This is a genomic window from Pedobacter sp. Leaf216, assembly GCF_001421515.1.
In the GTDB taxonomy this organism is placed as follows: domain Bacteria; phylum Bacteroidota; class Bacteroidia; order Sphingobacteriales; family Sphingobacteriaceae; genus Pedobacter.
Map to the genome: position 1 here is coordinate 142203 of NZ_LMKM01000035.1, position 24388 is coordinate 166590.

The 24388-nt window shown below is 35.9% G+C and carries 20 protein-coding genes and 1 riboswitch; of the genes, 11 read left to right on the top strand and 9 right to left on the bottom strand.

Translation table 11 applies throughout. From position 1 onward, the window contains the following. Window positions 1–16 precede the first annotated feature (16 nt). Genes ASE74_RS21340 through ASE74_RS21350 form a run of 3 tightly spaced genes read right to left on the bottom strand, consistent with a single transcriptional unit; the run spans window position 17 to window position 4154 of the window. Window positions 17–949, bottom strand: coding sequence for a hypothetical protein (locus ASE74_RS21340; RefSeq protein WP_055913767.1), 933 nt, complete (start codon window positions 947–949; stop codon window positions 17–19). 44 nt (window positions 950–993) lie between these two features. Further along, entirely contained in the window at window positions 994–2121 is a 1128-nt protein-coding gene (locus ASE74_RS21345) for a YncE family protein (RefSeq protein ID WP_055913770.1), read from the bottom strand. Continuing rightward, a complete protein-coding gene (locus ASE74_RS21350) occupies window positions 2118–4154 on the bottom strand; it encodes a TonB-dependent receptor (RefSeq protein ID WP_055913773.1) in 2037 nt (678 codons plus the stop codon). Before ASE74_RS21350 ends, ASE74_RS21345 begins: the two co-directional genes overlap by 4 nt. A 96-nt stretch (window positions 4155–4250) precedes the next feature. After that, a riboswitch (cobalamin riboswitch) is annotated at window positions 4251–4446 on the bottom strand. 175 nt (window positions 4447–4621) lie between these two features. Between ASE74_RS21350 and ASE74_RS21360 the strand changes: the two genes are divergently transcribed. Together ASE74_RS21360 and ASE74_RS21365 are read left to right on the top strand one after the other, a co-directional pair. Continuing rightward, window positions 4622–5869: a serine hydrolase gene (locus tag ASE74_RS21360; RefSeq protein WP_055913779.1), complete on the top strand. Its 1248-nt coding sequence runs from the start codon at window positions 4622–4624 to the stop codon at window positions 5867–5869. A gap of 103 nt (window positions 5870–5972) precedes the next feature. Next, entirely contained in the window at window positions 5973–7376 is a 1404-nt protein-coding gene (locus ASE74_RS21365; protein WP_055913782.1) for a sigma-54 dependent transcriptional regulator, read from the top strand. A gap of 223 nt (window positions 7377–7599) precedes the next feature. Here ASE74_RS21365 and ASE74_RS21370 read toward each other — a convergent pair whose 3' ends face one another. The 5 genes from ASE74_RS21370 to gatB form a co-directional block, all read right to left on the bottom strand. Continuing rightward, window positions 7600–9390: a chloride channel protein gene (locus ASE74_RS21370; RefSeq protein WP_055913785.1), complete on the bottom strand. Its 1791-nt coding sequence runs from the start codon at window positions 9388–9390 to the stop codon at window positions 7600–7602. A gap of 76 nt (window positions 9391–9466) precedes the next feature. Beyond that, window positions 9467–10189 (bottom strand): RluA family pseudouridine synthase, encoded by a 723-nt coding sequence (locus ASE74_RS21375; RefSeq protein WP_055913788.1) that lies wholly within the window; start codon window positions 10187–10189, stop codon window positions 9467–9469. A 244-nt stretch (window positions 10190–10433) separates the two neighbouring features. Beyond that, a complete protein-coding gene (locus ASE74_RS21380; RefSeq protein ID WP_055913791.1) occupies window positions 10434–11123 on the bottom strand; it encodes a response regulator transcription factor in 690 nt (229 codons plus the stop codon). A 103-nt stretch (window positions 11124–11226) separates the two neighbouring features. Continuing rightward, entirely contained in the window at window positions 11227–12339 is a 1113-nt protein-coding gene (locus ASE74_RS21385; protein ID WP_055913794.1) for a TlpA disulfide reductase family protein, read from the bottom strand. Further along, window positions 12339–13802: an Asp-tRNA(Asn)/Glu-tRNA(Gln) amidotransferase subunit GatB gene (gene gatB, locus ASE74_RS21390; RefSeq protein WP_055913797.1), complete on the bottom strand. Its 1464-nt coding sequence runs from the start codon at window positions 13800–13802 to the stop codon at window positions 12339–12341. The genes ASE74_RS21385 and gatB overlap by 1 nt, the downstream gene beginning before the upstream one ends. A 401-nt stretch (window positions 13803–14203) precedes the next feature. Between gatB and ASE74_RS21395 the strand changes: the two genes are divergently transcribed. The 3 genes from ASE74_RS21395 (at window position 14204) to ASE74_RS21405 (ending at window position 16044) form a co-directional block, all read left to right on the top strand. After that, entirely contained in the window at window positions 14204–14803 is a 600-nt protein-coding gene (locus tag ASE74_RS21395) for a hypothetical protein (RefSeq protein WP_157255499.1), read from the top strand. A 108-nt stretch (window positions 14804–14911) separates the two neighbouring features. Beyond that, a complete protein-coding gene (locus tag ASE74_RS21400) occupies window positions 14912–15409 on the top strand; it encodes a hypothetical protein (protein WP_157255500.1) in 498 nt (165 codons plus the stop codon). A gap of 128 nt (window positions 15410–15537) precedes the next feature. Beyond that, window positions 15538–16044: a hypothetical protein gene (locus ASE74_RS21405; protein ID WP_055913803.1), complete on the top strand. Its 507-nt coding sequence runs from the start codon at window positions 15538–15540 to the stop codon at window positions 16042–16044. 82 nt (window positions 16045–16126) lie between these two features. Here ASE74_RS21405 and alaS read toward each other — a convergent pair whose 3' ends face one another. Continuing rightward, window positions 16127–18745: an alanine--tRNA ligase gene (gene alaS / locus ASE74_RS21410; protein ID WP_055913806.1), complete on the bottom strand. Its 2619-nt coding sequence runs from the start codon at window positions 18743–18745 to the stop codon at window positions 16127–16129. Window positions 18746–18861: 116 nt separating this feature from the next. Here alaS and ASE74_RS21415 point away from each other — a divergent pair, with 116 nt between their 5' ends. The 6 genes from ASE74_RS21415 (at window position 18862) to ASE74_RS21440 (ending at window position 24386) form a co-directional block, all read left to right on the top strand. Beyond that, window positions 18862–19197: a MerR family transcriptional regulator gene (locus ASE74_RS21415; protein ID WP_029274329.1), complete on the top strand. Its 336-nt coding sequence runs from the start codon at window positions 18862–18864 to the stop codon at window positions 19195–19197. Between the two features lie 134 nt (window positions 19198–19331). After that, a complete protein-coding gene (locus ASE74_RS21420) occupies window positions 19332–21527 on the top strand; it encodes a helix-hairpin-helix domain-containing protein (RefSeq protein ID WP_235526192.1) in 2196 nt (731 codons plus the stop codon). 1 nt (window position 21528) lies between these two features. Continuing rightward, window positions 21529–22698: a ComEC/Rec2 family competence protein gene (locus ASE74_RS21425; RefSeq protein ID WP_055913809.1), complete on the top strand. Its 1170-nt coding sequence runs from the start codon at window positions 21529–21531 to the stop codon at window positions 22696–22698. A 5-nt stretch (window positions 22699–22703) separates the two neighbouring features. Continuing rightward, complete coding sequence (locus ASE74_RS25385) at window positions 22704–22991, top strand: ComEC/Rec2 family competence protein (protein ID WP_255352070.1); 288 nt, start codon at window positions 22704–22706, stop codon at window positions 22989–22991. Window positions 22992–23101: 110 nt separating this feature from the next. Beyond that, the gene (locus tag ASE74_RS21435; protein ID WP_157255501.1) at window positions 23102–23608 is read left to right on the top strand and encodes a hypothetical protein; all 507 of its coding nucleotides are present in this window, start codon (window positions 23102–23104) and stop codon (window positions 23606–23608) included. Window position 23609: 1 nt separating this feature from the next. Continuing rightward, on the top strand, window positions 23610–24386 hold the full coding sequence (locus tag ASE74_RS21440) for an enoyl-CoA hydratase/isomerase family protein (protein WP_055913818.1): 777 nt from the start codon (window positions 23610–23612) through the stop codon (window positions 24384–24386). The last annotated feature ends 2 nt before the right edge of the window (window positions 24387–24388 follow it).

Genomic DNA, 24388 nt, shown 5'->3' on the forward strand with positions numbered 1-24388 from the left:
TAATATATTGTGTTATTTATTTTTTTAAAAGTTTAAGATCAACTGCCCCACCAAATTCTGTTGAGATTTCGCCCAAATAACGCGACCGTTCATTGTCATTATCAGGGCTAAAAGGATTCCCATTATTATTTTGTGCAGTGTATACCTTTACAAAATCGACTGAGCTAAGGCTTACTTTTTTGCCTGTATTATCTACCGCCCAATCAATATCAAAGGTGTTATATCCCCTTCCTAATGATTCCTGCAAAGTAATGTACTCGCTCGATCCGGTATCTGAATAGCCAAAAGCAAAAGGTTTATTGGTTATGATATCTCCGGGATTTAATGTGTTTTTAAGTAAAGTTCCGGTAAAAGAAATTTCATTTGTAGTAGCCCATGAAGGGAAATAATCTTGCGTATGGAACTGGTTTTTCAATATAAATCCCTCCTTCCCCTGATTATCTGCCCAACGGATATCATCTGTTAATTTCGCAGGTTTGTAATAGGTAATTTTATAATTTTTGAGGGTGGTTGAGGCATTGTATTCACTTCCTGCAAGTTCATACCAAACATCATCCGGAATTCCATTTTTGTTTACGTCCTGCATTACAGACACAATGCCAGGTTCAGAAAATTCCATATCCACTCCAATTAAAGGATTACCGTAAATGCCCAGATCGGCCCCAGCTGAATTGGTTACGCTATGATCAAAACCAAATACGATAAAACCCCCATAACCACCAAGTGAAATAAGACCATTGCCAGCACTACCAATTAAGATGTCGGTTTTAACCAGATCATTTGTAAACTGCCCTGGAGCTTGTTTAAATTCGTATATTTTACTTAAATAAGGAGATTGATTAGCAACGGGTTTATCGCCTCCGTTATCTTTTTCTACCGCGCTTTCCTTTTTACAGGAAAATAGCACAGCTGATAAAAGTGTTAAGATTATTGTAAATTTTGTATTCATATTCAGTTAATTAGGTTTTTTAAAAAATTCTTCATGGTATATATTTAATTTATAAATGCAATGTGGGCCGGGATATCGCCAGTAGTAACCGACCATTTTAAGCGACCTTCTGAGCTGTAACAGTGTAATTTTCCGGGGGTAACATAATCTTTAGCGTCTGTTACATATACATCTTTACTGGTAGGGTTAACCGCAATTCCGTAAGGGATTTTAATGTCCTTTTCAGTACCATCCGTAATAAATTTGCGATCCATTATTGTTTCGTCCTTTACGTTGATCATGTTGTAGCTAATTTTGTTTTTACCCACTACATAGTTCCATTCTGTGCTGTAGATATATGCGTAATCATCATCAATAACCAGGTTACCAGCGGCAATATTGAATACCTTTTTAATTTGGTCGGTTTGGGTATCAATTACAAAAAGCTTTGATGGGATGCTATAATAATCTCCACGTGAAGTCACATACAAATCACCATAACGATCAGCTTTAACGCGATGCAGATTTATAGCAACCTCAATGCGCTTGATTTCATTAAAACTGGGCAGATCAATCACAGACAGGGTATGCTCATAATCTGGCGGACTATAACCACCTGAATTTGTTACATATAATTTACTGCCGATAATGGCCATTTCTTCTGGCTGTCGGCCAACCTCAACTGTACGGTTTATGCTGAGTGTCGCAGTGTCTATCTCGGCCACAATTCCATTAGGTGCCTTCGGATCGCCTACTTTGCCTAAATAAGCACTTATATAAGCTTTGCCATTATTGAAAGTGATGTAACGGCAATTGGTGATGTTGATCTGTCCGATTTTCTTTCCTGTTTTTACATTCAACACTTCAACCTTATTTGATACGTTAACCACTACGTAAAGCTTGCTACCATAACGGCCAATATCATTCCCTACATCGCCCAAACCTTTGGTAACCTCTGGGTTGACCTGATTGTATAGGTTACGGGTATAAATGCCATTAACCAGGTCCATATAATCCAACGAGGCCTTATTCATGTTCATATTACCTTCGTTAACCAGGTAAAACCCTTTCACAGCAGAAGTTGGTTCTGGTTCTAACCTGCTAATTTCTGAAGGCAAAGGCTTGGGGTCTTTTCTACAGGAGGCCAAAACCACCAAAAACAATATGTTTATCGTAAATTTTAAATGCTTCATAGTTTATAATTTAACGTTAGCCTGTAATTTCTACCTGGCATAGGGAAATTTGGAATAAGGTCGTAATATTGGTTTAGCAGGTTATTTACTTCTCCGTTGATATTGATACTTCCGTTTTTCAGCTTAAATTCATAACCAATGGCCGCATCATGGGTGTACCAGGGTTCCATATAATTATAAATGTTGTTCGCTTTTTGATTGTAACGGAAGCCGGTATAGATAAAACCGTAGTTGGCGTGCCAGTTATGGTAATCTATCCGGGCTAAAAATGAACCACTGTTTTTTGGGATGTAAGGAATCTGATCTCGATAAGTTTCCTCCTGTTTTGAAGTTACATCAACTGCCTTTTGATAAGTGTAATTAAGCGCTATATTAACCACTAAAGCATTACAGGGCTCAAATGCGGTTTTGGCATTAATTTCCAAACCATGGATGTTTACCAAACCTATATTGTACATTATCCAGCGGTACAGGTTTGCACCCGGCTGTGCCACAATTTTATCTATTATCCGGTTGTAATAAACATCAGTTTGGAAATCGATAAATTTTATCCGCTTATCATTAAAATTTTTAAAATACGTTATGCCAACATCATATTGTTTGGTGTATTCAGGATTTAAAAGCGTATTGCCAATGAACGTATAATACAGGTCGTTAAAAGTAGGCATCCGGAAAATGTCTTTATAAAATGCCCTTATTCTGATGTCTTGATTATTTAAGAACTTCCACGAAAGCATAACTGTTGGACTGAAAACTTGCTTATTACCCGCCGAAGAATATAATTTTACCTGATCAATTACAGTGGTGCTCAATACATTTGCCTGGATAGTGAGCTTTTTTAACGTTAGTGATGAGCCTAACACATTTAAAAAGGTATTCCTGTTTGGATAAGGAAAACGGTAAATATTGGCATCTAAAGTTTGATAGCTATAATCAGCTGCATAAGCTGCTTCCCAAACCGAATTGATTTTATATTTCCCCGAAAAAGATAAGTAAGCTTCCTGCTCTTTAAAGCGGTTATCTAAAAAGCCAGTGGTGGTTACATAATCCGGGTCTAAATAACGCTGATAAACGTAACCGTATTTTCCATTTATAAGAATGCTGAATCTATCGGATAGTTTTTTCTCCATACTCCCCTGGATAAAGAAATCGCGGTCCCAAATTCTTTGCGTAAAATCAAACCTATTGGATACAATTGCACCGGGTAATCCCCTATCTGATAAAAAGGAATACGCTTGAGCATGCCATTTTCCGTTTTTAAATTTGCCAAACAATAAGGCCTGTAACCGAAAACGTTCTACATCGCCATTATTTCTTACCGCAGTGGTATCAAAAACTCCGTTGGTGTACCTGAATTTATATTTCCCATCAGCGTGGATATATTCAGTATTTATACTTGCACTTAAATTCTCGCTAACCTTATACCGGTAAATTAAAGAAGGATTGATCAATCCAAACGAACCGCTTTTTAAAGTTAGCTCAACCTGTTTGCGCTGGTTTTCTTCAAAATCAGGTGCTTTGGTTTTTAAATAAATGCTACTTGCAGAAGCATACCCCTTAGCTGGAATAAGCAATTCTGGCTTTTGTCCGCTATATAAGGCAATTTCATCGAGGTTACTGAGTGAGAATTTTCCCAAATCTACCTGTCCGTTTTGGGCGTTGCCAACCTGAACGCCATCTAAAAAAACTGCGGTATGGTTAGTGCCCAGGCTTCGTACATTTACCGTTTTCAAACCGCCTATGCCACCATAATCTTTTAATTGTACACCCGAAAAGTAACGGATAGCATCAGCAACGGATAAACTGTTAATTCTTTTCAGATCTTCGGATGATAAAATCTGAAGTGGTGTTGGCGATTTGCTTTGCTCGGTTAATCGGTACTCCCTGATCTGAACCTCTTTCAGCTGGGTTGCTTTTTTTGTACTGTCAGTTTGTGCCCAGGTATTTAAAGGCCATAAAAATCCTGTCCATAAAATGGTAGAACATAGAAAAAACAGCATTGTGCCCGCATAGGCAGAATGTTTTTGTGTCATTTTGATTGTGAGTTTAACCCACAGCCAACAGATGGAAAAGAAATGAAAATACGAAAACCGTAAGTACCTCACTCCTTAGCTTCAATCCCCGAAAGCTATGAAATATAATGCTAAGGCAGGTCTTCTGACTTACTCCCGGCTTTCCTGCCTTCCCATCCCGAGGTATCAGAACAGTGGCAAATTGATTGGAAATCCGTTAAGGAGCTTACAGCTGCGGGACAGTTACAGATTTACACTGTATTCCCTTTTAATTCCGGTTGTAAGGCCGGAAACCAAAAGCAGCGCAAATGTAGTAAAAAGAGCGGATAGCAGAAATTTTGTTGCTTAATTGCGATGAATATTGAAAATAGGGTAAGATATACAACATCCAAGTTATCGTCAATTAGAACGGGTTATAATGTAAAATGCATGATGGAAAATGGTGCTATTAACAGAAAAACCTAAATTAGGAATCAAAATTTACAAACATGAGCAGGATTTTAACCCTAATATTTTCGTTATTCAGCTTAAACACTATGGCACAAAAAACCGATACCGTTTTTCTGAAAAAGTTAATGGAAAGCAAACCAGAACTATTTTCTGCCATTCTTCAACATCCAGATCATAACCAGATCCAGGTATTATATACCCAGATTAACCGCGATGCAAAGAATACTGCTACGTTTAAAACCTTTAGCTACAATTTAAATCCGCACCATTACTTTTATCCCGCCAGTACCGTTAAACTCGCCGCTGTAATTTTCGCTTTAGAAAAAGTGAACCGATTGAAAAGTACAGGACTAACGCTTAACAGTACAATGATTACGGATAGCGGCTATAAAAATCAAACAAAGGTTTTAGCAGATACGAGTGCGAAAAACAAACTTCCCTCCATAGCGCATTATATTAAAAAGATTTTGCTTACCAGTGATAATGATGCCTTTAACCGTTTATTCGAATTTATTGGCCGTGCCGAAATTAACGAAAAACTCAAAGCAAATGGTTTTAACGATAGCCGTATTCTTAACCGTTTGGCCATTGGCGATGCAGGAGAATCGGCTAAGCATACCAACCCAATTAAGTTTTATAACGGGCAGCAATTGGTGTACAATCAGCCTGCGCAATACGACCCTAAAGAATATGAACTTAAACTAAATAATTTAGTTATGGGTACGGGTTACCTGGACAGTACAGATAAACTGGTTAATAAACCTTTTAGTTTAGCAGGCAAAAATGCTTTCGCCATTAACGACCAGCAAAAATTAATGCAAAAATTGATTTTTCCGGAAGCGTTTCCAGTTAAAGAAAGATTTAAACTTACCGCAGAAGATTATAAACTCATTTATACTTATATGAGTAAATATCCCACAGAAAGCGATTTCCCTAAATATGATGCTAAAGAATTTTGGCCTACTTATGCTAAAATGCTGTATTACGGAAGAGCGCAGGTTAAACCTGATGCTGATATTAGAATTTTTAATAAATATGGCGACAGTTACGGTTTCATTATAGATAATGCTTATTTCGTCGATTTTAAAAACGGAATTGAATATTTCCTTACAGCTGTGGTTCAAAGTAATGAAGACGGTATTTATAACGATAATAAGTACGAATATGATACCGTGTGCTTTCCGTTTATGAAGAATTTAGGACGAACAATTTATGATCTTGAATTAAAAAGAAACAAAAAGTTTAAACCTGATTTAACTAAATTCAAAATGGATTACACTTATTAAAACCTTTAAGGTGTTTTAGGGTTTATAGCCTATAATTGTATAAAAAACTATACATTAATTAAAAAATAATATATTCGCATCTGAAATATAGAATACATCTCTAATGGCTAAATTATTAATAATTGACGATGAGCGTGCGATAAGGAGTACCTTACGCGAAATTCTGGAGTACGAAAATTACGATGTTGAAGATACTGATAACGGTATCGATGGACTCGAAATGATTAAAAAAGGAAATTTCGATCTGGTACTTTGCGATATCAAGATGAATAAAATGGACGGTATGGAAGTGCTCGAGCAGGCACAGATCATTAAACCCGATCTCCCTTTTATTATGATATCCGGTCATGGAACAGTAGAAACTGCTATTGAGGCCAGTAAAAAAGGAGCTTTTGATTTTATTTCCAAACCACCAGATTTAAACCGTTTATTGATTACTGTTCGTAATGGTTTAGACCGTGGAAACTTAGTTACCGAAACCAAAGTATTAAAACGCAAAGCGAGTAAAACCCGCGAAATATTAGGTGAATCGGATAGTATTTCTAAAATTAAAGAAACTATAGAACGTGTTGCACCAACCGAAGCCAGGGTATTAATTACCGGGGCAAATGGTAGTGGTAAAGAACTGGTTGCACGTTGGTTACATGAAAAATCCAACCGTGCTGATAGTCCTCTAATTGAAGTAAACTGTGCTGCTATTCCTTCAGAATTAATTGAAAGCGAATTATTTGGTCACGAAAAAGGTTCGTTTACCTCTGCCGTAAAGCAGCGTATCGGTAAATTTGAACTGGCCAACGGTGGTACATTATTTTTAGATGAGATTGGTGACATGAGCCTATCTGCACAGGCAAAGGTTTTGCGTGCTTTGCAGGAACACAAAATTTCGCGTGTTGGTGGCGAAAAGGAAATAGAAGTTAACGTACGTGTTTTAGCGGCAACCAATAAAGATCTGTTAAAAGAAATCGAAGATGGTAATTTCCGTATGGATTTGTACCACAGGTTGAATGTAATTAATATCCATGTGCCACATTTAACAGAACGTACCGATGATATTCCTGTTATTGCACAAAACTTTTTAGAAAGCATTTGCAGTGATTACGGAATGCCTGTTAAAAAGATAAACGAAGGTGGTATGGCAGCTTTGCAGGCTTTACCATGGACAGGTAATGTACGTGAGTTGCACAATATGATTGAGCGTTTAATTATTTTGAGTGATAAAGTAATTACAGAAAACGATGTTCGGGCATTTGCCAACCCAGGCGGTGGAACAAATATTGGCGCGGCAAGCAGTGCTCAAATTGCAGGTGCGGGCGGTTCAGCCCTTGCTTCTTCTTTCGATTCATTTAATAACTTCCAGGATTATAAAGATCACGCTGAACGTGAGTTTATAAAATTTAAATTGGAAAAAAATAATTGGAACGTATCAAAAACTGCTGATGAAATTGATATTCAAAGAAGTCATTTATACAGCAAAATTGAAAAATTTGGCTTAAAAAGAGCTGAGTAAGAATATAATAAGATTGAAATTGAACTACAGCAAAGAAGTCAAGTTTTTAAAACTTGACTTCTTTTGTAAAATTAGATGAAATAAATATTTAAATAATTCATCTATATAGCAAAATCGAAAAGTTGGCTAAATAAGATTGGAATAGAACTATAGCAAAGAAGTCAAGTTTTTAAAACTTGACTTCTTTCGTTAATGACATTTCTCCTCTATTTATGGATCACAATTAGCCCATGTAATCATTCTGTCTCATCAGCAATGCACGGTATTTGTTAAAAATTGCTGTTTTAGATACAAAACCTAAATATTGGTTTTGCACATTTAACACTGGCAAAATCCAAACATTATCCTGTTCCATTTTTTCAAGAACCATTTTCAGGTCATCATTTTCATTAATGGTATTTGGTGCCGGCTGAACCAATTGCGAAGCCATTAAATGCGCTTTATCAGGATGGTTAATCATCTCGTTAAATAACTCTTCAATATAAATTACACCTTTAAAGTCGCCCAACTCATCAGTAACTGCACAGATGTTTTTATGCGACTGCAAAATTTCATTCATCTTAATCGAAATCAAATCGTTCATCTGTAACTGAGGATAACTTTTCTCAATCAGATACCTTAATTTCATTTGGTTCAAAACCGTAGTGTCTTTATCCTCGTGTGACAAGAGCTCGCCCTTATCTGCCAATGCTTTAGTATAAATAGAATGTTTTTGCGAGCTGCGGTTAATCGCATAAGAAATGGCTGTGGTAATCATTAGTGGAACCATTAATATATAGCCACCCGTAATTTCTGCAATAAGAAAAATGCCCGTTAAAGGCGCATGCATAATTGAGCCTAATGCAGCCGCCATACCAGCAACGATAAAGTTAGACACATTTAACTGTGCCAGGCCCGATAAATTAACAATGTAAGCGAAAATAAATCCGATTAAGCCGCCCATGATTAAACTTGGTGCAAACGTACCACCATTACCTCCTGCCCCTAAAGTTACCAGGGTGGCTATCGATTTCATAAAAATGGTTACCACCGTAAATAATACAACCAATGCCGGGATGTTATTGTAATCAGCAAAGATACTGTTGTTTATAACCGTTTGATAATCACCCTTTAATAAACCTTTAATGGTAATGTAGCCTTCGCCATATAGTGTTGGAAAGAGGAATACCAATGCCCCAAGCATTAAACCGCCCACCACAACTTTTGTGTAAGGATGTTTAATTTTATAAAACAACCCTTTAACAGCATAATTGGCTTTTGTAAAATAGATAGAGAATAAGCCAATAAAACAAGCGAGTATTACATAATAAAATAATGCATTTACCTTCCACCCTTCTGTAACCAAAAAGAAAAGTTGTTGCGTATAAAATAACCTTGCCACCACAGCCGCGGTTGCTGCCGAAAGCAATAAAGGAATAAATGCAGGGATGGTAAATTCAGGCAAAAGAATTTCAATAGCAAAAACAATTCCCGCAACAGGACTATTAAAAGCCCCTGCTATACCTGCAGCAGCACCACATGCCACCAACATGGTAATTTCCCGGTAAGATAACCCCAATAAACGTGCTAAATTAGAACCAATTGCCGACCCGCTGGTAACAATTGGAGCTTCCAAGCCTGTTGAGCCACCAAAGCCTACTGTTATGGCTGCGGTAATAATCTGCGAATAAATATTGTGTGCTTCTACCTTGCTCGATTTTTTTGAAATTGCATAAAGCAAAGGTGTTAAACCCGTTTCGAACTTTGATTTGCGAATAAAATATTTAATGTAAAGTACGGTTAAGAAAATACCGATCATCGGAAAAATAAAATACAGGTAGTATTTATATTTCCAGTGCCAATCTGATTGAAGGAATTCTTCGATATGATGGGTTAAACTTTTTAATGCGGCGGCTGCGAGGCCAGCTAAAATCCCAACAATTACAGCTAAGATAATTAAGAAATTACGGTTTGATATTTTAGATTTTCGGTATAGGTTAATCTGATCAAGGTAATTTACAAATCTAATGTACATTCTATTGTTTTTTAATAGATAGCGAATAAGCCAAAAGTAACAAAAACAACGAAAAGAGCCAATTTAAAGGCTTGTTTTATGCATCAAATTTATCTAACAGCTTTATTAGTGTAGCAAAATCTTTTGGGTATGGTGCATCAATAACAATATCCTGATCATTTAATCCCTTAAAAACCAGGTGTCTGGCATGTAATGCAAAACGTTTCATGATGGGTTGCTCCTCTTCGCCTTTGGCTAATTTATAACCCCTCTTAATTGAAGAAAGAAAAACAGGTTTCCCTTTGTACATGTCATCACCCACAATAGCAGCCCTTTGTGTGGCCAGGTGGATGCGGATTTGGTGCATCCGGCCAGTTATTGGTTTACACTCTACCAAAGTATAATGTTTGTAGTATTTTAACGAATCAAAAATGGTTTCGGCCCTCTTGCCTTCAGCCCGATCGATGGTCACATTTTTATTTCCATCGTTTAAGATTGGTAAATCAACCGTAAGCTGATCAAAAATTACATGTCCATCAACAACAGCATGATAGGTTTTATTTACCTTTCTCCTTTCAAACTGCATGGAAGCGTGGCGGTATCCTTCTGGGTTTTTTGCAATAATTAAAGCTCCTGATGTTTCTTTATCTAAACGGTGACAAACCTGTGCATCATCACTATACTGTTTAGCAAGGCGTAATACATTGGTTTCTCCAGATCCGCCACGCTCATCAAGTGAGGCTAAAAAAGGAGGTTTATTGATAACTATGAAATCGTTGTCTTCGAAAAGAATAAGGTCTTTAAAATTTGGAAACTTCAAACTGTGCTGTAATTAATGAAGCGCAAAAATACGATTTTATTTTTTTAAGCTGGTCCTCACCCTGAATTTATTTCAGGGCCTTGCTTGAGAAAGTCAGTAAAATGAATTCAGCTGGACAAATTTGTTACAGGTATCATACTCCTAAACTTGTTTCAGAATCTAATTACGAAAGCAAAAAAAAACACAGATTAATCATCAGAAAAGATCTGTGTTAATCTGTGTCTATTGGTAAATGAAGAATTATTTAAGATAGCTCAAACTTATAACCTACTCCTTTTACGGTTGATACATAAGTTTCACCTAATTTTTCTCTTAATTTACGGATATGTACATCAATAGTTCTGTTGGTTACTACTACCGAGTCTTCCCAAATGTTTTTAAGAATGGATTCACGGGTGTAAACTTTCCCTGGTTTTGAAGCCAGTAAGTATAAAAGCTCGAATTCTTTTTTAGCCAACACCACTTTATTTCCACCTTGAAAAACCAAATAAGCTTCACGGTCGATCACTAAATCGCCAATCTCTAATTTGTTTTCAGATATTTCTTCCGTTCCGGTGTTTCTCCTCAAAATTGCATTGATTCGGCTAACTAGTGCACGTGGTTTTATCGGCTTTGCAATGTAGTCATCAGCACCAACGTTAAAACCTGCAATTTCAGAATATTCCTCACTTCTGGCGGTTAAGAAAACCATAAATGTATTTTTGAACTCGGGTATTGCACGCATTAAGCGGCAAGCCTCTATCCCATCCATTTTAGGCATCATAATATCCAGTATAATTAAATCCGGATGTACCTTTTTCGCAACTGTAATTCCTTCCTGGCCATTGGTTGCTGTGAAAACCTGATAACCCTCTTTTTTAAGGTTATATTCAATAAGCTCCAGAATATCTGGTTCATCATCAACAATTAATATTTTCTGACCTGCGTTGTTCATAGTTAAATATTTGTTACGAAAGTAGTGTCTATGATGCAATATATAGTTAAGCCTAAGTTAAGAAATTGTTAATTACTTAAATTAGTTTAACATGGAATTTGTTTTAACGTAACGTTTTAGCTAAAAATGCCTCCAGTTCATCGCCACGCAGGTTTTTAGCAACGATTTTTCCGGCAGGATCAACAAGATAAGAAGTTGGTATGGCTTGCACCTGGTATTTTTTAACCGTTTCGCCATTAAAATCTTTCAATTCCGAAACATGTGTCCAGGTTAGTCCGTCGGCTTTTATTGCACCTAACCAGGCTGCTTTATCTGTATCTAAAGAAATACCGATAATGTCGAAATTCTTTTCTTTATATTTATTGTAAACTTTAACCACATTAGGGTTCTCCTGGCGACAAGGCTGACACCATGATGCCCAAAAATCAATTAATACGTATTTACCTTTATAATCAGATAAATTTACGGGTTTATTGTCTGCCGTATTGATTGTAAATGCAGGTGCAACCTGGCCTACCTGTACAGCTTTTAATAAGGCCATTTGCTTAACAAAAGCGTCTACTGTAGCATTTCCTTTAATTTCTTCTTTAACTTCATCAGCAAATTTTACCAATTCAGCTTCATATTCCTGCGGACTTAAAGTGTTCATTGCATAGAAACTAGCAAGCGTTCCTTTGTTATCTTTAGCAAATTTAATAATCTCTGTATTCAACTGATTAATATACGATTCATACTGTGGCTTCATCGATTCAAGCACAGCAGCCCTGTTCTCCGGCTGTTTTGATACTTTGGCTTCAAAATCAGCCTGCAATTTTTCTACTTGTTTTGCAAAATTGTTTCTAATGGCATTTAACTCTGATAATTTATCTACTTCATTTGCGCCCGAAATTTTATATGCCATAGTTTTATCAGCCAAATCAGCTTCTAATTTAATGTCATCGCCATTTTTTGCAATCAGCATAAATTCGTGGTTACCAACTGATACCCTGAAGAAATCGACAGATGGTGTTTTACGGATAAATTTGAATTCTCCTTTTTCTGATAGATTAGTCGAATCAATTGCAACCATATTGCTGTTCTGCATGCCGTATAAAAAAACTTTCTTTTCTGTTCCGGGATTTTGGAAAGTTCCATCAATGGTAAAGCTATCTTTAGGTTTACATGCAGTAAAAGCAATAGCGATCAGCATGATAATGCTCAATTGTTTTAGTCTCATTATTTCAATTTTTCAAGTATTAATTCATTTAATTTTTTGGCGTCTGCTTTACCCTTGGCGAGTTTCATTACCTCACCAACAAACAAACCTAAAACGCCCTTTTTACCTTTCTTGTACGCTTCTACCTGTTGCGGGTATTTATTTAACACTTCATCAATAAAAGTGCTTAATTCATCTCCATTTTCGGTAATAAGTAGATTTAATGACTGCGCCAAGTCTGCCACTTTTGTATTTTCGTGCAATTCAATAGCAGGTAACAACTGTTGAATGGCAATTTGTTGTGTTATTTTTTTATCATCAACCAAATTAATGGCATCTGCCAATTGCGGCGGACTCACCTTAAAATCTGTTATGGTGATTCCCTTTTCGTTTAGCACAGCTCTTATCGGGCCAATTAGCCAATTGATCAGGCTTTTTTTATGATTAACAAGAGGTTGTGCATTATTAAAATAATTTAAAAGTTCTAAATCCTCAGCAAAAAGTGCTGCATCTGCCTTACTTATTCCAAATTCTGAGATCATTTGTTTAGAAATTTCATTTGGTAATGCAGGCATCAACGATTTAATTTCTGCTAACCAGGTATCAGAAATATGAATCGGTTGTAAATCCGGATCTGAGAAATAACGGTAATCGTTAGCTTCCTCTTTTGTACGCATAGGTGAAGTGGTGCCTTTATCAGCATCAAAATTTAATGTGCTCTGAATAATCCGGCCTCCATTGGTAATCACTTCTACCTGACGGCCAAATTCAAAATCCATGGCTCTACGTACGTTACGCATTGAGTTTAGGTTTTTTACTTCACATCGTGTACCAAATGTTGTAGTACCCTTGGCACGGATAGAAATATTGGCATCGCAACGCAAACTGCCCTCTTCCATGTTGCCATCACTTACGTTTAAGTGTCTTACCAGTTTTCTGATTTCACTCAGCAAAACAGAAGCTTCTTCCGAACTGCGGATATCAGGCTCAGTAACAATCTCAATCAACGGAACCCCGGCACGGTTTAAATCAACTAAAGAGTAATTTTCATCCTGATCGTGGATACTTTTTCCTGCATCTTCTTCCAGGTGAATGCGGTTGATCCCTATTTTTTTTGTAGAACCATCTGCCAATTGAAGTTCCAGAAAACCATTTACACAGATAGGTTGATTATCTTGAGTAATCTGATATCCTTTAGGCAGATCAGCATAGAAATAATTTTTTCGGTCGAAATGATTAACCTGGTTAATTGTACAGTTTAAAGCCAAGCCGATACGGATAGCTTTTGCCACTACTTCTTTGTTCAATTTAGGCAATGCACCTGGCAGGGCCAGCGAAACAGTAGATATATTTTGATTAGGCAAAGCCCCGAAAGATGCACTATCAGCTGAAAATATTTTTGTATTTGTATTTAACTGAACGTGAATTTCCAGTCCTGAAACGAGTTCGAAAGTATTTTGGGGGCTTGTTTCTTGTAAAGGCATTTAAAGCTTCGTGATGTTATAAGTTTAATCACCACAGTTTTTAATGTGTGGTAAATATTAATGTGTCAAATATAGTTATTATTTAGTCTTTCGTTAAAAAAGGCTTGAAGGAGAAATTTTTAAAAATTCATGCCATGGCAATTACTCAATTTCTTGAGTAATTCAAAATAATCATAAATTCTTAGTGATTGATTGTTAAAACGAGCAAATTAAGAACATCTGTAGTATAAATTATTAACTAAACATCTGTAAACAAGCTTTTTGCAATTATTTCTGCATTTTATTCAATGGGTTAGGCAATCGTTAAAGAATGTTAAATTATCATGCTACAATTAAACTTGGTTATAACTGTTTTGTCTATCTCAGCAAATACACACAAAGAAACCTTTAATTTAAATGTTATGAAAAAGTTAGTTTTATTTGCTGCAGTTTTGATGGTTTCATTATTCAGCATAAACAATGCAAAAGCACAAGTTAGCTTAAATATCAATATCGGTTCTCAACCAGTTTGGGGACCTACAGGATATGACCATGTAGACTACTATTATTTTCCTGATATAAATGCATATTACTATGTACCATCCGGCCAGTATATTTATGCTAACGGTAGCCGCTGGATTTCAGCCAACAACTTACCACCTCAATATGGAAACTTTGATCTGTATCGTGCCTATAAAGTGGTAATTAATGAGCCAAAACCATATTTAAGAAACAATGTTTATGCAACGCGGTATAGCAAATATAAAAATTATAGTGGCCGTCAAACTATTATAAGAGATAGTCGCGATGCTAAGTACTATGTGGTTAAAGGCCATCCAAACTGCAATCAACGTCCAAATAATAATGTTGTTGTAGTTAGAAATAATAACCGTTCTACCCGAATTGTAGAAAGAAATGTTACAAGGCCAGCACAAAACAATGCCCGTCCGCAACGAAACAATAATGGCAATAGTCGCTCAGAGGGAAACCGCAATGATAATAGAGGTAATGATCGTCATTAAAAATAATATCTAATTGTGAAAAAGGGAGTTTCGGGAGAAGCTCCCTTTTTATTTAATATTTTTTGGCACGTGTTTAGTACTAAACAAAAACACACAAATTAAATTTTTATGAAAAGATTATTTTTAATTGCTGTAGTAATGATGGTTTCATTGCTAAGTACTCAAGTAAAAGCACAGTTAAATGTAAATGTTAACATTGGCTCACAACCATTATGGGGCCCTACCGGGTATGATCATGTAGATTATTATTACCTTCCGGATGTAGAAAGTTACTATAGTGTTCCGCGCAAACAATTTGTTTACTTAAATGGAAATGATTGGGTTTTTTCAAATTCTTTACCGGGCAGATATGGTAATTATGATTTATATAATGGATACAAAGTTGTTGTTAATTCGCCCAAACCTTACCTGAATTTTAAAAATGATAAGGTAAAGTATGCGAAGTACAAAGGCAATAAAGGTCAGTTAATTATTAGAGATAGTGATGACAGTAGATATTACGTTGTTAAGGGCCACCCTCATGGTATGCCTCCCGGACAAGCAAAAAAAATCTACGGGAAAGAAAATAAGGGACATGGCCATGGAAAAGGTAAAGACAAACATTAGGCTACTGTTTATAGGTTAAAAGGTAAAGGAGTTTCGTTAAGGAGCTCCTTTTTTTATATCTCTGTTACAATAGAAATTTTGGCACAGCGTTTGAATTACTGAAGTACACACAAATTAAATAGATTATTATGAAAAAGTTATTTCTCATCTCCGCGATTGTAGGTATCGTGGCTTTAACATCTAATCAATCTAACGCTCAGGTAAGTATTAATGTAAATATTGGTGCTCAACCTGCCTGGGTTCCGGCAGGTTATCAAGATGTTAATTATTACTATCTCCCAGAAGTTCAATCTTACTATTACGTTCCACAAAGGCAATTTGTTTATTTAAATGGAAACAGATGGACAAGATCGAGGTATTTACCAGCCAGATATAGAGGATATGATCTGCATAGAGGTAGAAAGGTAGTGGTATATGGAAATAATCCTTATCGCAATTACAATTCTCATCGGATAACTTATTCTCATCACAACAATTATTACCGTCCCTCGTACGGTGGCGGTGGCAACAGAGTAAGATACAGTTCGCCAAGAAATAATTATAGATCATACCGCGTAGATAACAGGTATCATGACAGAAGAGTAAATTCCAGTTTATTCTCTAGAGGACACCGTGAAAAACATGGTAGACATTAAAATAAAAAGGAGGCTTTAGGGCCTCTTTTTTATTGCTGTATCATTGTGCTGAACTTATTCTAACACTTTAAGGTTCATTAGGTTAGTGGTGAGGAATAAAACGCTCCGCTTTTTCTAAAACTATCGGTAAACCTGCTGGGTTTTTACCTCCTGCTGTAGCATAAAACGGCTGACCGCCCCCACCTCCCTGAATTTCTTTCCCAAGTTCGCGAACAATATTTGATGCATTTAATCCTTTTTTAACCAGATGATCGGAAAGCATTACCGTTATTCCTGGTTTGCCCTCAATTTCTGTGGTAAAAACCAGGAAAAGATTATCGATCATCTCTTTAAGAGAGAACGCTAAGTTTTTAACGGCGTCAGCACTTTGTAAATCGATGTGTTTCGCTATCAGATTAATACCGTGAATGCCTCTAACATGGTGTACAATTTCGTGTTTTAAAGTATTAACACGCTCTAAAGTAGATTTTTCTATCTCTTTTTTCAGTTTTGCATTTTCGTCCAACAAAGTCTGAACAGATGCTGATAAATCTTTACTTCCGTTTAATAAAGCTTTTAAATGTCCAAGTTCTTTTCTTTGATCCAAGAAATATTGCTCGGCTTTATCGGCAGTAATGGCTTCGATACGGCGAACACCGGCAGCAACAGCACTTTCAGAAATAATTTTGAAAGATCCGATTTGTCCGGTAGCTTTTACGTGGGTACCACCGCAAAGTTCTTTTGAAAAATGATCGTCAAATGTGATCATCCTTACAAAATCGCCATATTTTTCGCCAAATAAAGCGGTTACGCCACTTTCAATTGCATCTTGATAAGGAACATTACGCTGTTCTTTTAATTTGATATTCTGGCGGATTTTTTGGTTTACAATTACTTCAATCTGCGCCAATTCTTCGTCAGTTACTTTCGCAAAGTGAGAAAAATCGAAACGGAGGTAATCTGCATTAACCAATGAGCCTTTCTGGTTTACATGCTTACCCAAAACCTGCTTTAAAGCAGCCTGGAGTAAATGTGTTGCAGAATGGTTATCTTCTGTTAACACACGTTTATCTTCGTCTACAACAGCCCAAAATTTACCTTCCAAATTATCGGGTAATATATCTGCAAAATGTACAGTTAGTCCATTTTCCTTTTTTGTATCGGTAATGTCAACCCAAAACTGGCGGCTGTGGTCTTCCAAACGGCCTGTATCTCCAACCTGGCCACCGCTTTCTGCATAAAAAGGTGTTTGGCGTAAAACAATCTGATATTGCTCTTTTCCTTTGGCTTTTACTTTACGGTATTTTAAAATCTCCGTTTCTACTTCCAAATCATCATAACCCACAAATTCACTCTGATCTTCTGTATTCACAACAATCCAATCACCAGTATCAATTGCGGTTGCTGCACGGCTATCGTCTTTTTGTTTTTTCAATGCTTGTTCATAACCAGCTAAATCGACACTCCAACCCTTTTCTCTTGCCATTAATTCTGTTAAATCGATCGGAAAACCAAAGGTATCTGATAACTCAAAAGCAAAATTACCTTCAACAAGATTATTAGCAGCCTGATATTTTTCGAAACGCTGAATTCCGGTTGATAAAGTTCTTAAAAACGACACTTCTTCTTCCAAAACTACTTTCTGTACAAAATCCTGTTGCGAAATCAATTCATCAAAAACGCCTTTAAATTGCTCGGCCAATAGAGGTACCAACTGATTTAAAAAAGGCTCCTTAAAGTTTAAGAAGGTATAAGCATAACGAACAGCGCGACGCAAAATCCTGCGGATAACGTAACCAGCTTTGTTATTTGAGGGTAACTGACCATCGGCAATAACGAATGATATGGCACGAATGTGATCGGCCATTACACGCATTGCGATATCTGTTTTCTCATCAGCACCATATTGAATTCCAGATTTTTCTGCAATAAACTGAATCATCGGTTGAAAAACATCTGTATCGTAGTTTGATGTTTTCTCTTGTAAAACACGCACCAAACGTTCAAATCCCATTCCTGTATCTACATGTTTAGCAGGCAAACTTTGCAGCGAGCCATCCTTTAAACGGTTAAACTGCATAAATACATTGTTCCAGATTTCGATAACCTGAGGATGATCGGCATTTACAAGTGTAGCACCATTAACGGTAGCCTTTTCCTCGTCGGTACGGCAATCTACATGGATTTCAGAACAAGGTCCGCATGGTCCTGTATCGCCCATTTCCCAGAAATTATCTTTTTTATTTCCTGGTAAAATATGGCTTTCGTCAACATACTGTTTCCATAGATCATATGCTTCCTGATCTTTTTCCAATCCCTCTTTTTCATCACCTTCAAAATAGGTAACATATAACTTGTCTTTTGGAATTTTATAAACTTCAGTTAATAATTCCCAGCTCCAGGCAATGGCTTCTTTTTTGAAATAATTGCCAAAACTCCAATTGCCCAGCATTTCGAACATGGTATGGTGATAAGTATCAATACCTACTTCTTCCAAGTCATTATGTTTACCCGAAACCCGTAAGCAACGTTGAGTATCAACCACCCGGGCATATTTTATAGCAGCTTCTCCAAGAAACAAATCTTTAAACTGGTTCATCCCTGCATTGGTAAACATTAATGTTGGGTCATTTTTAACCACAATCGGCGCGGAAGGAACAACATGATGTTGTTTCGATTCAAAAAAACTAAGGAATGCCTGTCTAATCTCTTTTGCTGTCATTTCAATATTATTGGAGGGAACAAAATTAAAATTTTATTGCGTTAATAAGGAAAAATCGAGCTACATTTGAATACTTTAATTAATCAATATAAGACACTCATAATCAAGCACAAAATATGCCGTATAAAGAAAGAGACATTAATAAGATGTATTATACCATGGGCGAAGTGACTGAAATGTTTAATGTAAACGCATCCCAAATCCGTTTTTACGAAAAGGAATTCGATATTCTTCAGCCTAAAAAAAACAAAAAAGGCAACCGTCTATTCACTCCTGAAGATATCGAGAATTTAAAAATTATCTTCAATTTGGTTGATGAAAAAGGCTTTACTTTAAAAGGTGCCAAAGATTACCTCAAAAATAATAAGACAGGCGTACGCGAAAATCAAAAAATTATTGACTCGTTAGAAAAACTGAAAGGTTTCCTGGTAAATCTAGCCGAAGAGCTTTAAAACAACCGCTGCTTTATACTACAATAAATAATATTTAAAAATACTTATATTGTAGTTTTGTAATTATTTTCTGTATACTTGCACAAGTAATACAATAATCTCCCCCATTTTCTTTAATAGTTTAATTACTGCTTATGAAAATATGGTATTTATTGTTGCTTGTCTTTTTTTTCCTATTATCAACCACTCCAAATAACCTGATTCATCGGTTAAAGCAATGGATTAGTGAATTCTCCCGGTTATCAGAACCAGGATATTCCTGGAAAATCTTTTTAAAAACATCATGGTTAAAATTACGGCCTAAACTAATGGTTGTTGCTTTTATAATTGCTGGCTCCAATTTAACTTATGCACAAAGCAATGGACAGGAAAATGATATCCGCGATATATTGGAGAGTATGGCCGAAAATCTTCCTGAAGATTACGACATGAGTGAGCTGATTGATGTGATGACGAAGTATCGTAAACATCCCATTAATTTAAATCGCACATCTCCCGAAGAGTTAAAAACATTCATTTTTCTATCACCACTGCAAATCAGTAATTTTTTCTCTTATGTTAAAGAGAACGGACAATTTGTTGATGTATTGGAATTACAAAGTATAGCTGGCTTTGATGCCAAAACTGTTCAAAGTTTATTGCCTTTCGTAACCTTAACAAATACCAGTGAATATGAGCAAATCACTTTAAAAAACGTTTTTAGAGATAGTGAACATGATTTCATGATGCGCTTTGCTCAAAACCTACAAAAACAAAAAGGCTTTACCGATTTACCCGGCAACCGATATTTGGGTTCACCCGAGAAGTTTCAGGCCCGTTACAGGTATAATTATAGCACAATTTTATCAGCAGCAATCACCTTGGATAAAGATGCTGGAGAGAAATTTGGAGGCAAACCTTTTGATTTTTACTCAGGAAATTTGGCTTTGTTCAAATTAGGTAAGCTAAAAAAACTTATCCTGGGCGATTATACTTTGCAATTTGGACAGGGTTTAACATTATGGTCTGGCTTTTCTTTTGGAAAGGGCCCTGATGTAACGAGTGTGGCTAAAAAAGATTTGGGCTTAAGGCCTTATAACTCTACAAATGAATATTCATTTTTTAGGGGAGCCTCCGCAACAATAAACCTGTTTAAAAATATCGACATTACCCCTTTCCTTTCTTTTAGAAATCTCGATGCCAGTCAAAAGAAGATCGGCGGTCAGGGTGATTTGGTTCAGTCAACAATTAATCAAACCGGGTTGCACCGAACGCCGTCTGAAATTAAAAATAAGAATGTGCTTTCGCAAAGAATTTATGGCGCAGTAGTACAATATGCTCAAAACGAATTTGCAATCGGTGCAATTGCATATCGAAGTAATTATGGAAATAGTTTCATTACGCAAACAGCCGCCTATGATCGATATAGTTTTACCGGTAAATCATTAACAAATTTGGGTTTGTTTTACAACTACACGTATAAAAACCTGTACCTCTACGGTGAAGGTGCGAAAGGTTTAGGTGGTGGTTTTGCATACGTTAATGGTGTGCTTATCAGTTTGTCAAAGTCCTTTTCTGCTGCTTTAACTTACCGTAATTATGCTAAAGATTATCACAGCTTCTTTAATCAAGCCGTATCCGAATCCAGCGAAGCGATAAATGAAAAGGGCTTGTATGCCGGTTTAAATTTTAATCCGAATAAACACTTCGCGTTTTCATTTTACGGCGATTATTTTCGGTTTCCGTGGTTAAAATACCGTGTTGATGAACCTTCAAAAGGTTATGAAATACTCGGACAGGCTGTATATATGCCATCTAAAGGTTTTAAGGCTCTGGTTAGATTCAAAACTGAGCGAAAACAACAAAATACCGATTTAGATGTGCCTGTAAATTTTCTGGATAACGTAATTAGGACTGGATACAGGGCCGAAATAAACTGGCAACTGAACAAAAGCTGGAGTTTCCAGAACCGTGCTGAGCTTTCACAATTTAAAAAAGGGAATACTAAAGGCGAATTTGGTTACCTGATTTATCAGGATGTTGATTATTCTCCCATGTTTTCTAAACTTACTGGGAATATACGGCTGGCATATTTCAACACAGCGAGCTACAATAGCCGAATTTACGCCTATGAAGATGATGTTTTATATAGTTTTAGTTTCGGAATGTATAGTGGAAAAGGATACAGAACTTATTTAAACCTAAAATATAATGTGGCCAAAAGATTAAATATCTGGCTTCGTTACGGCTTGTTTATTTACAAAGATGTAGAAACCGTTGGCACCTACCTTGATGAAATTAAGGGCAATAAAAAATCAGAATTAAAAATGCAGCTGCGGTACCAGTTTTAGCATGTTTAAGGCTGAATATGTTTTTGTAAGAATTCTATTGCCGTTTGTAATTGGAATTGTTCTATGCTACTTTTTTGCGACAAAAAGTTGTTTGCAGTTTTTGCAGATTATCACTGGATTATGCTTTGCAAGCATTATAATCATAAATTCTACCTACAAAAAGTTTAAAGCATATCAGTATAAAGGAATATTTGGTATTTTATTTTTTGTGTTTTTTTTCAATCTAGGGGGATTACTCTGCTTGCATAATAATGAAACGCTAAAGGAAAATTACTTTGCAAATAAAAAATATACCAATTTAAGGGTTTGGGTTAAAGATGAGCCCCAGATAAGCAATCATATTTTAAGATTTAAGGCAGAAGTAATATCAGGATACCAAAATGAGCAACACATTAAACTGTCAGGCCATTTGCTTTTTGCAGTAAGATTAGACAGTGTAACTCCCCTCACGATAAATTACGGTGATGAAATTATGGTTTCGACCCAATATGCTGAAGTTGAGCCGCCTTATAATCCGGCAGAATTTAACTTTAAAGCGTGGTTAGCCAATCAAAACATTTACCATCAGGCATTTATAGATGAAAACCATTTAATAAAAACAGGTAAAAACAAAGGTAATGTGCTTATAGCATTTGCGTTGAAGTTAAGAGAACAACAAGTTAGAAAGTATCGAAAATTAATTAAGAGCGATGAAGCATTTGCAGTAGCCTCTACGTTAATATTGGGGTATCGAGCAGATTTAAATAAAGAAACACTTTCTGCTTATAGCAAAACAGGAACAATCCATGCACTTTCTGTATCGGGCGCACATGTAGCAATTATATACGTTGTTTTAGATTTTCTATTTCTTTTCATGAACAGGAAACGCCTGTTAAAAATTCTGAAATTAATATTAATCTGTACATTAATCTGGGGATACGCTTTGTTAACGGGCTTATCTCCTTCTGTTGTTCGATCGGCAATTATGATCAGCATTTTAATTACAGCAAAAGTTTTATCTAAAAATACAAACAGTTATAATATTTTGGCTTTCTCCGCTTTTTGCCAACTGATTTATAATCCATTTCTAATTTGGGATGTAGGATTTCAGCTTTCTTATCTCGCGGTTTTTGGATTGATTTATTTGCAACCTAAGATATACAACCTGATTTACCTTAAAATAAATGGGTAGATAAATTGTGGAATTTTACAGCCATGTCATTATCTGCACAACTGGTTACATTTCCATTAAGCATTTACTATTTTCATCAATTTCCTGTTTATTTTCTTTTTGGAAATCTTTTTATCACCATTCCGCTTGTATTAATGATGTATTTGGGAATTGCCATACTGGTACCATGGCTTAGTTTTTTAGCGCCAATTTTCGAATGGATAATTAATTTTACAAACTCAGTACTCAGGTGGAACTCCCCTACGCAACCTTTTCATCAATATGGATTGATCTCCCTGAATTTATATTGCTGAGTTTAGCTTTAGGTTTATTTATTTATGGTCTGGCAAAGTTTAACAAACGGTTTATATTTTCATCACTATTCTGTTTTGTCTGCTATCAAACCTTAATTATAAACGATGATTTGAAGACTTATCATCAGCAAAAGATCATTTTCTTTTCACTCAGAAAAAATTATGCAGCTGCGTTCATTAACGGAAGAAATTGTGTTTTGGTTACAGATTTAAATGAGACAGACAAAAACTATGATTTTTTTGTTAAACCAGCATTGTCGCAACTACAGGTTGATAAGATTTCGTTAATTGATTTGAAGAGAGATACCATTCAGGGCAATTTTATATTAAAAAATAATCAAATTGTATTTGCTGATTATAAAATATTAATAATAAATGATGCATTAAATTATAAAAAATTAGAGGGGAATGGAGATTTTTCTTCCCTGTGGATCAGTGGAAATACAAAATTTAAGCTGGCAACATTAAGTGCCAGCATAAAGTATAAAAATGTTTTAATTGATGCCACTAACAAAGATTATAAGATTGAAATTTTTAAAAAAGTTGTGAAAAATAATCATTTGGCTGCCTATGTTTTAAAGAAAAATAAAGCATATTTGGTGCAACTAACTCAATAACATGGAAAATCTGGTTTTATATCATGTTGCAGATAGAATTGCAACAATAACCATAAATAGACCTGAAAAAAGAAACGCCCTAAATCCTCAGCTCATTGCTGCACTAACTGAAGCCTTAATCATTGCATCAGAAGATGACTTTGTAAAAGTTGTTGTATTAAATGCCAATGGAGATTCGTTTAGTGCCGGCGCAGATTTAGCTTACCTGCAACAGTTGCAACACAATACCTTCGAAGAAAATGTTGCTGATTCCAATCACTTAAAAAAACTCTTTACAACCATTTATTATTTGCCTAAAGTTGTTATTGCTCAGGTAGAAGGGCATGCTATTGCCGGCGGTTGCGGTTTAGCCACAATATGCGATATTGTTTTTGCAACTCCTGAAAGTAATTTTGGCTATACCGAAGTTAAAATTGGTTTTGTTCCGGCTATTGTATCTTGCTTTTTAAAACAGAAAGTCAGCGAATCTGTGGCTAAAGAAATATTGCTTACTGGAAAAACCTTTTCTGCCGAACAGGCATTAAAATATAATTTGATCAATTTTGTAACAAATTCCTCCGAAATTCATCAAAAAGTAAGAGAATTTGCACTAAGTTTGTGTAACGGAAGCTCAAGTAATTCGTTAATGATTACTAAACAGCTCATTACGCAAACGGCCAATCCGCTTTTGGAAAAATGCCTTGAAACTGCAGTACAAATTAATGCCCGTGTTAGGGAAAGTGACGATTTTAAGAAAGGGATCTCTTCCTTTTTAAACAAAGAGAAAATTAACTGGTAAAT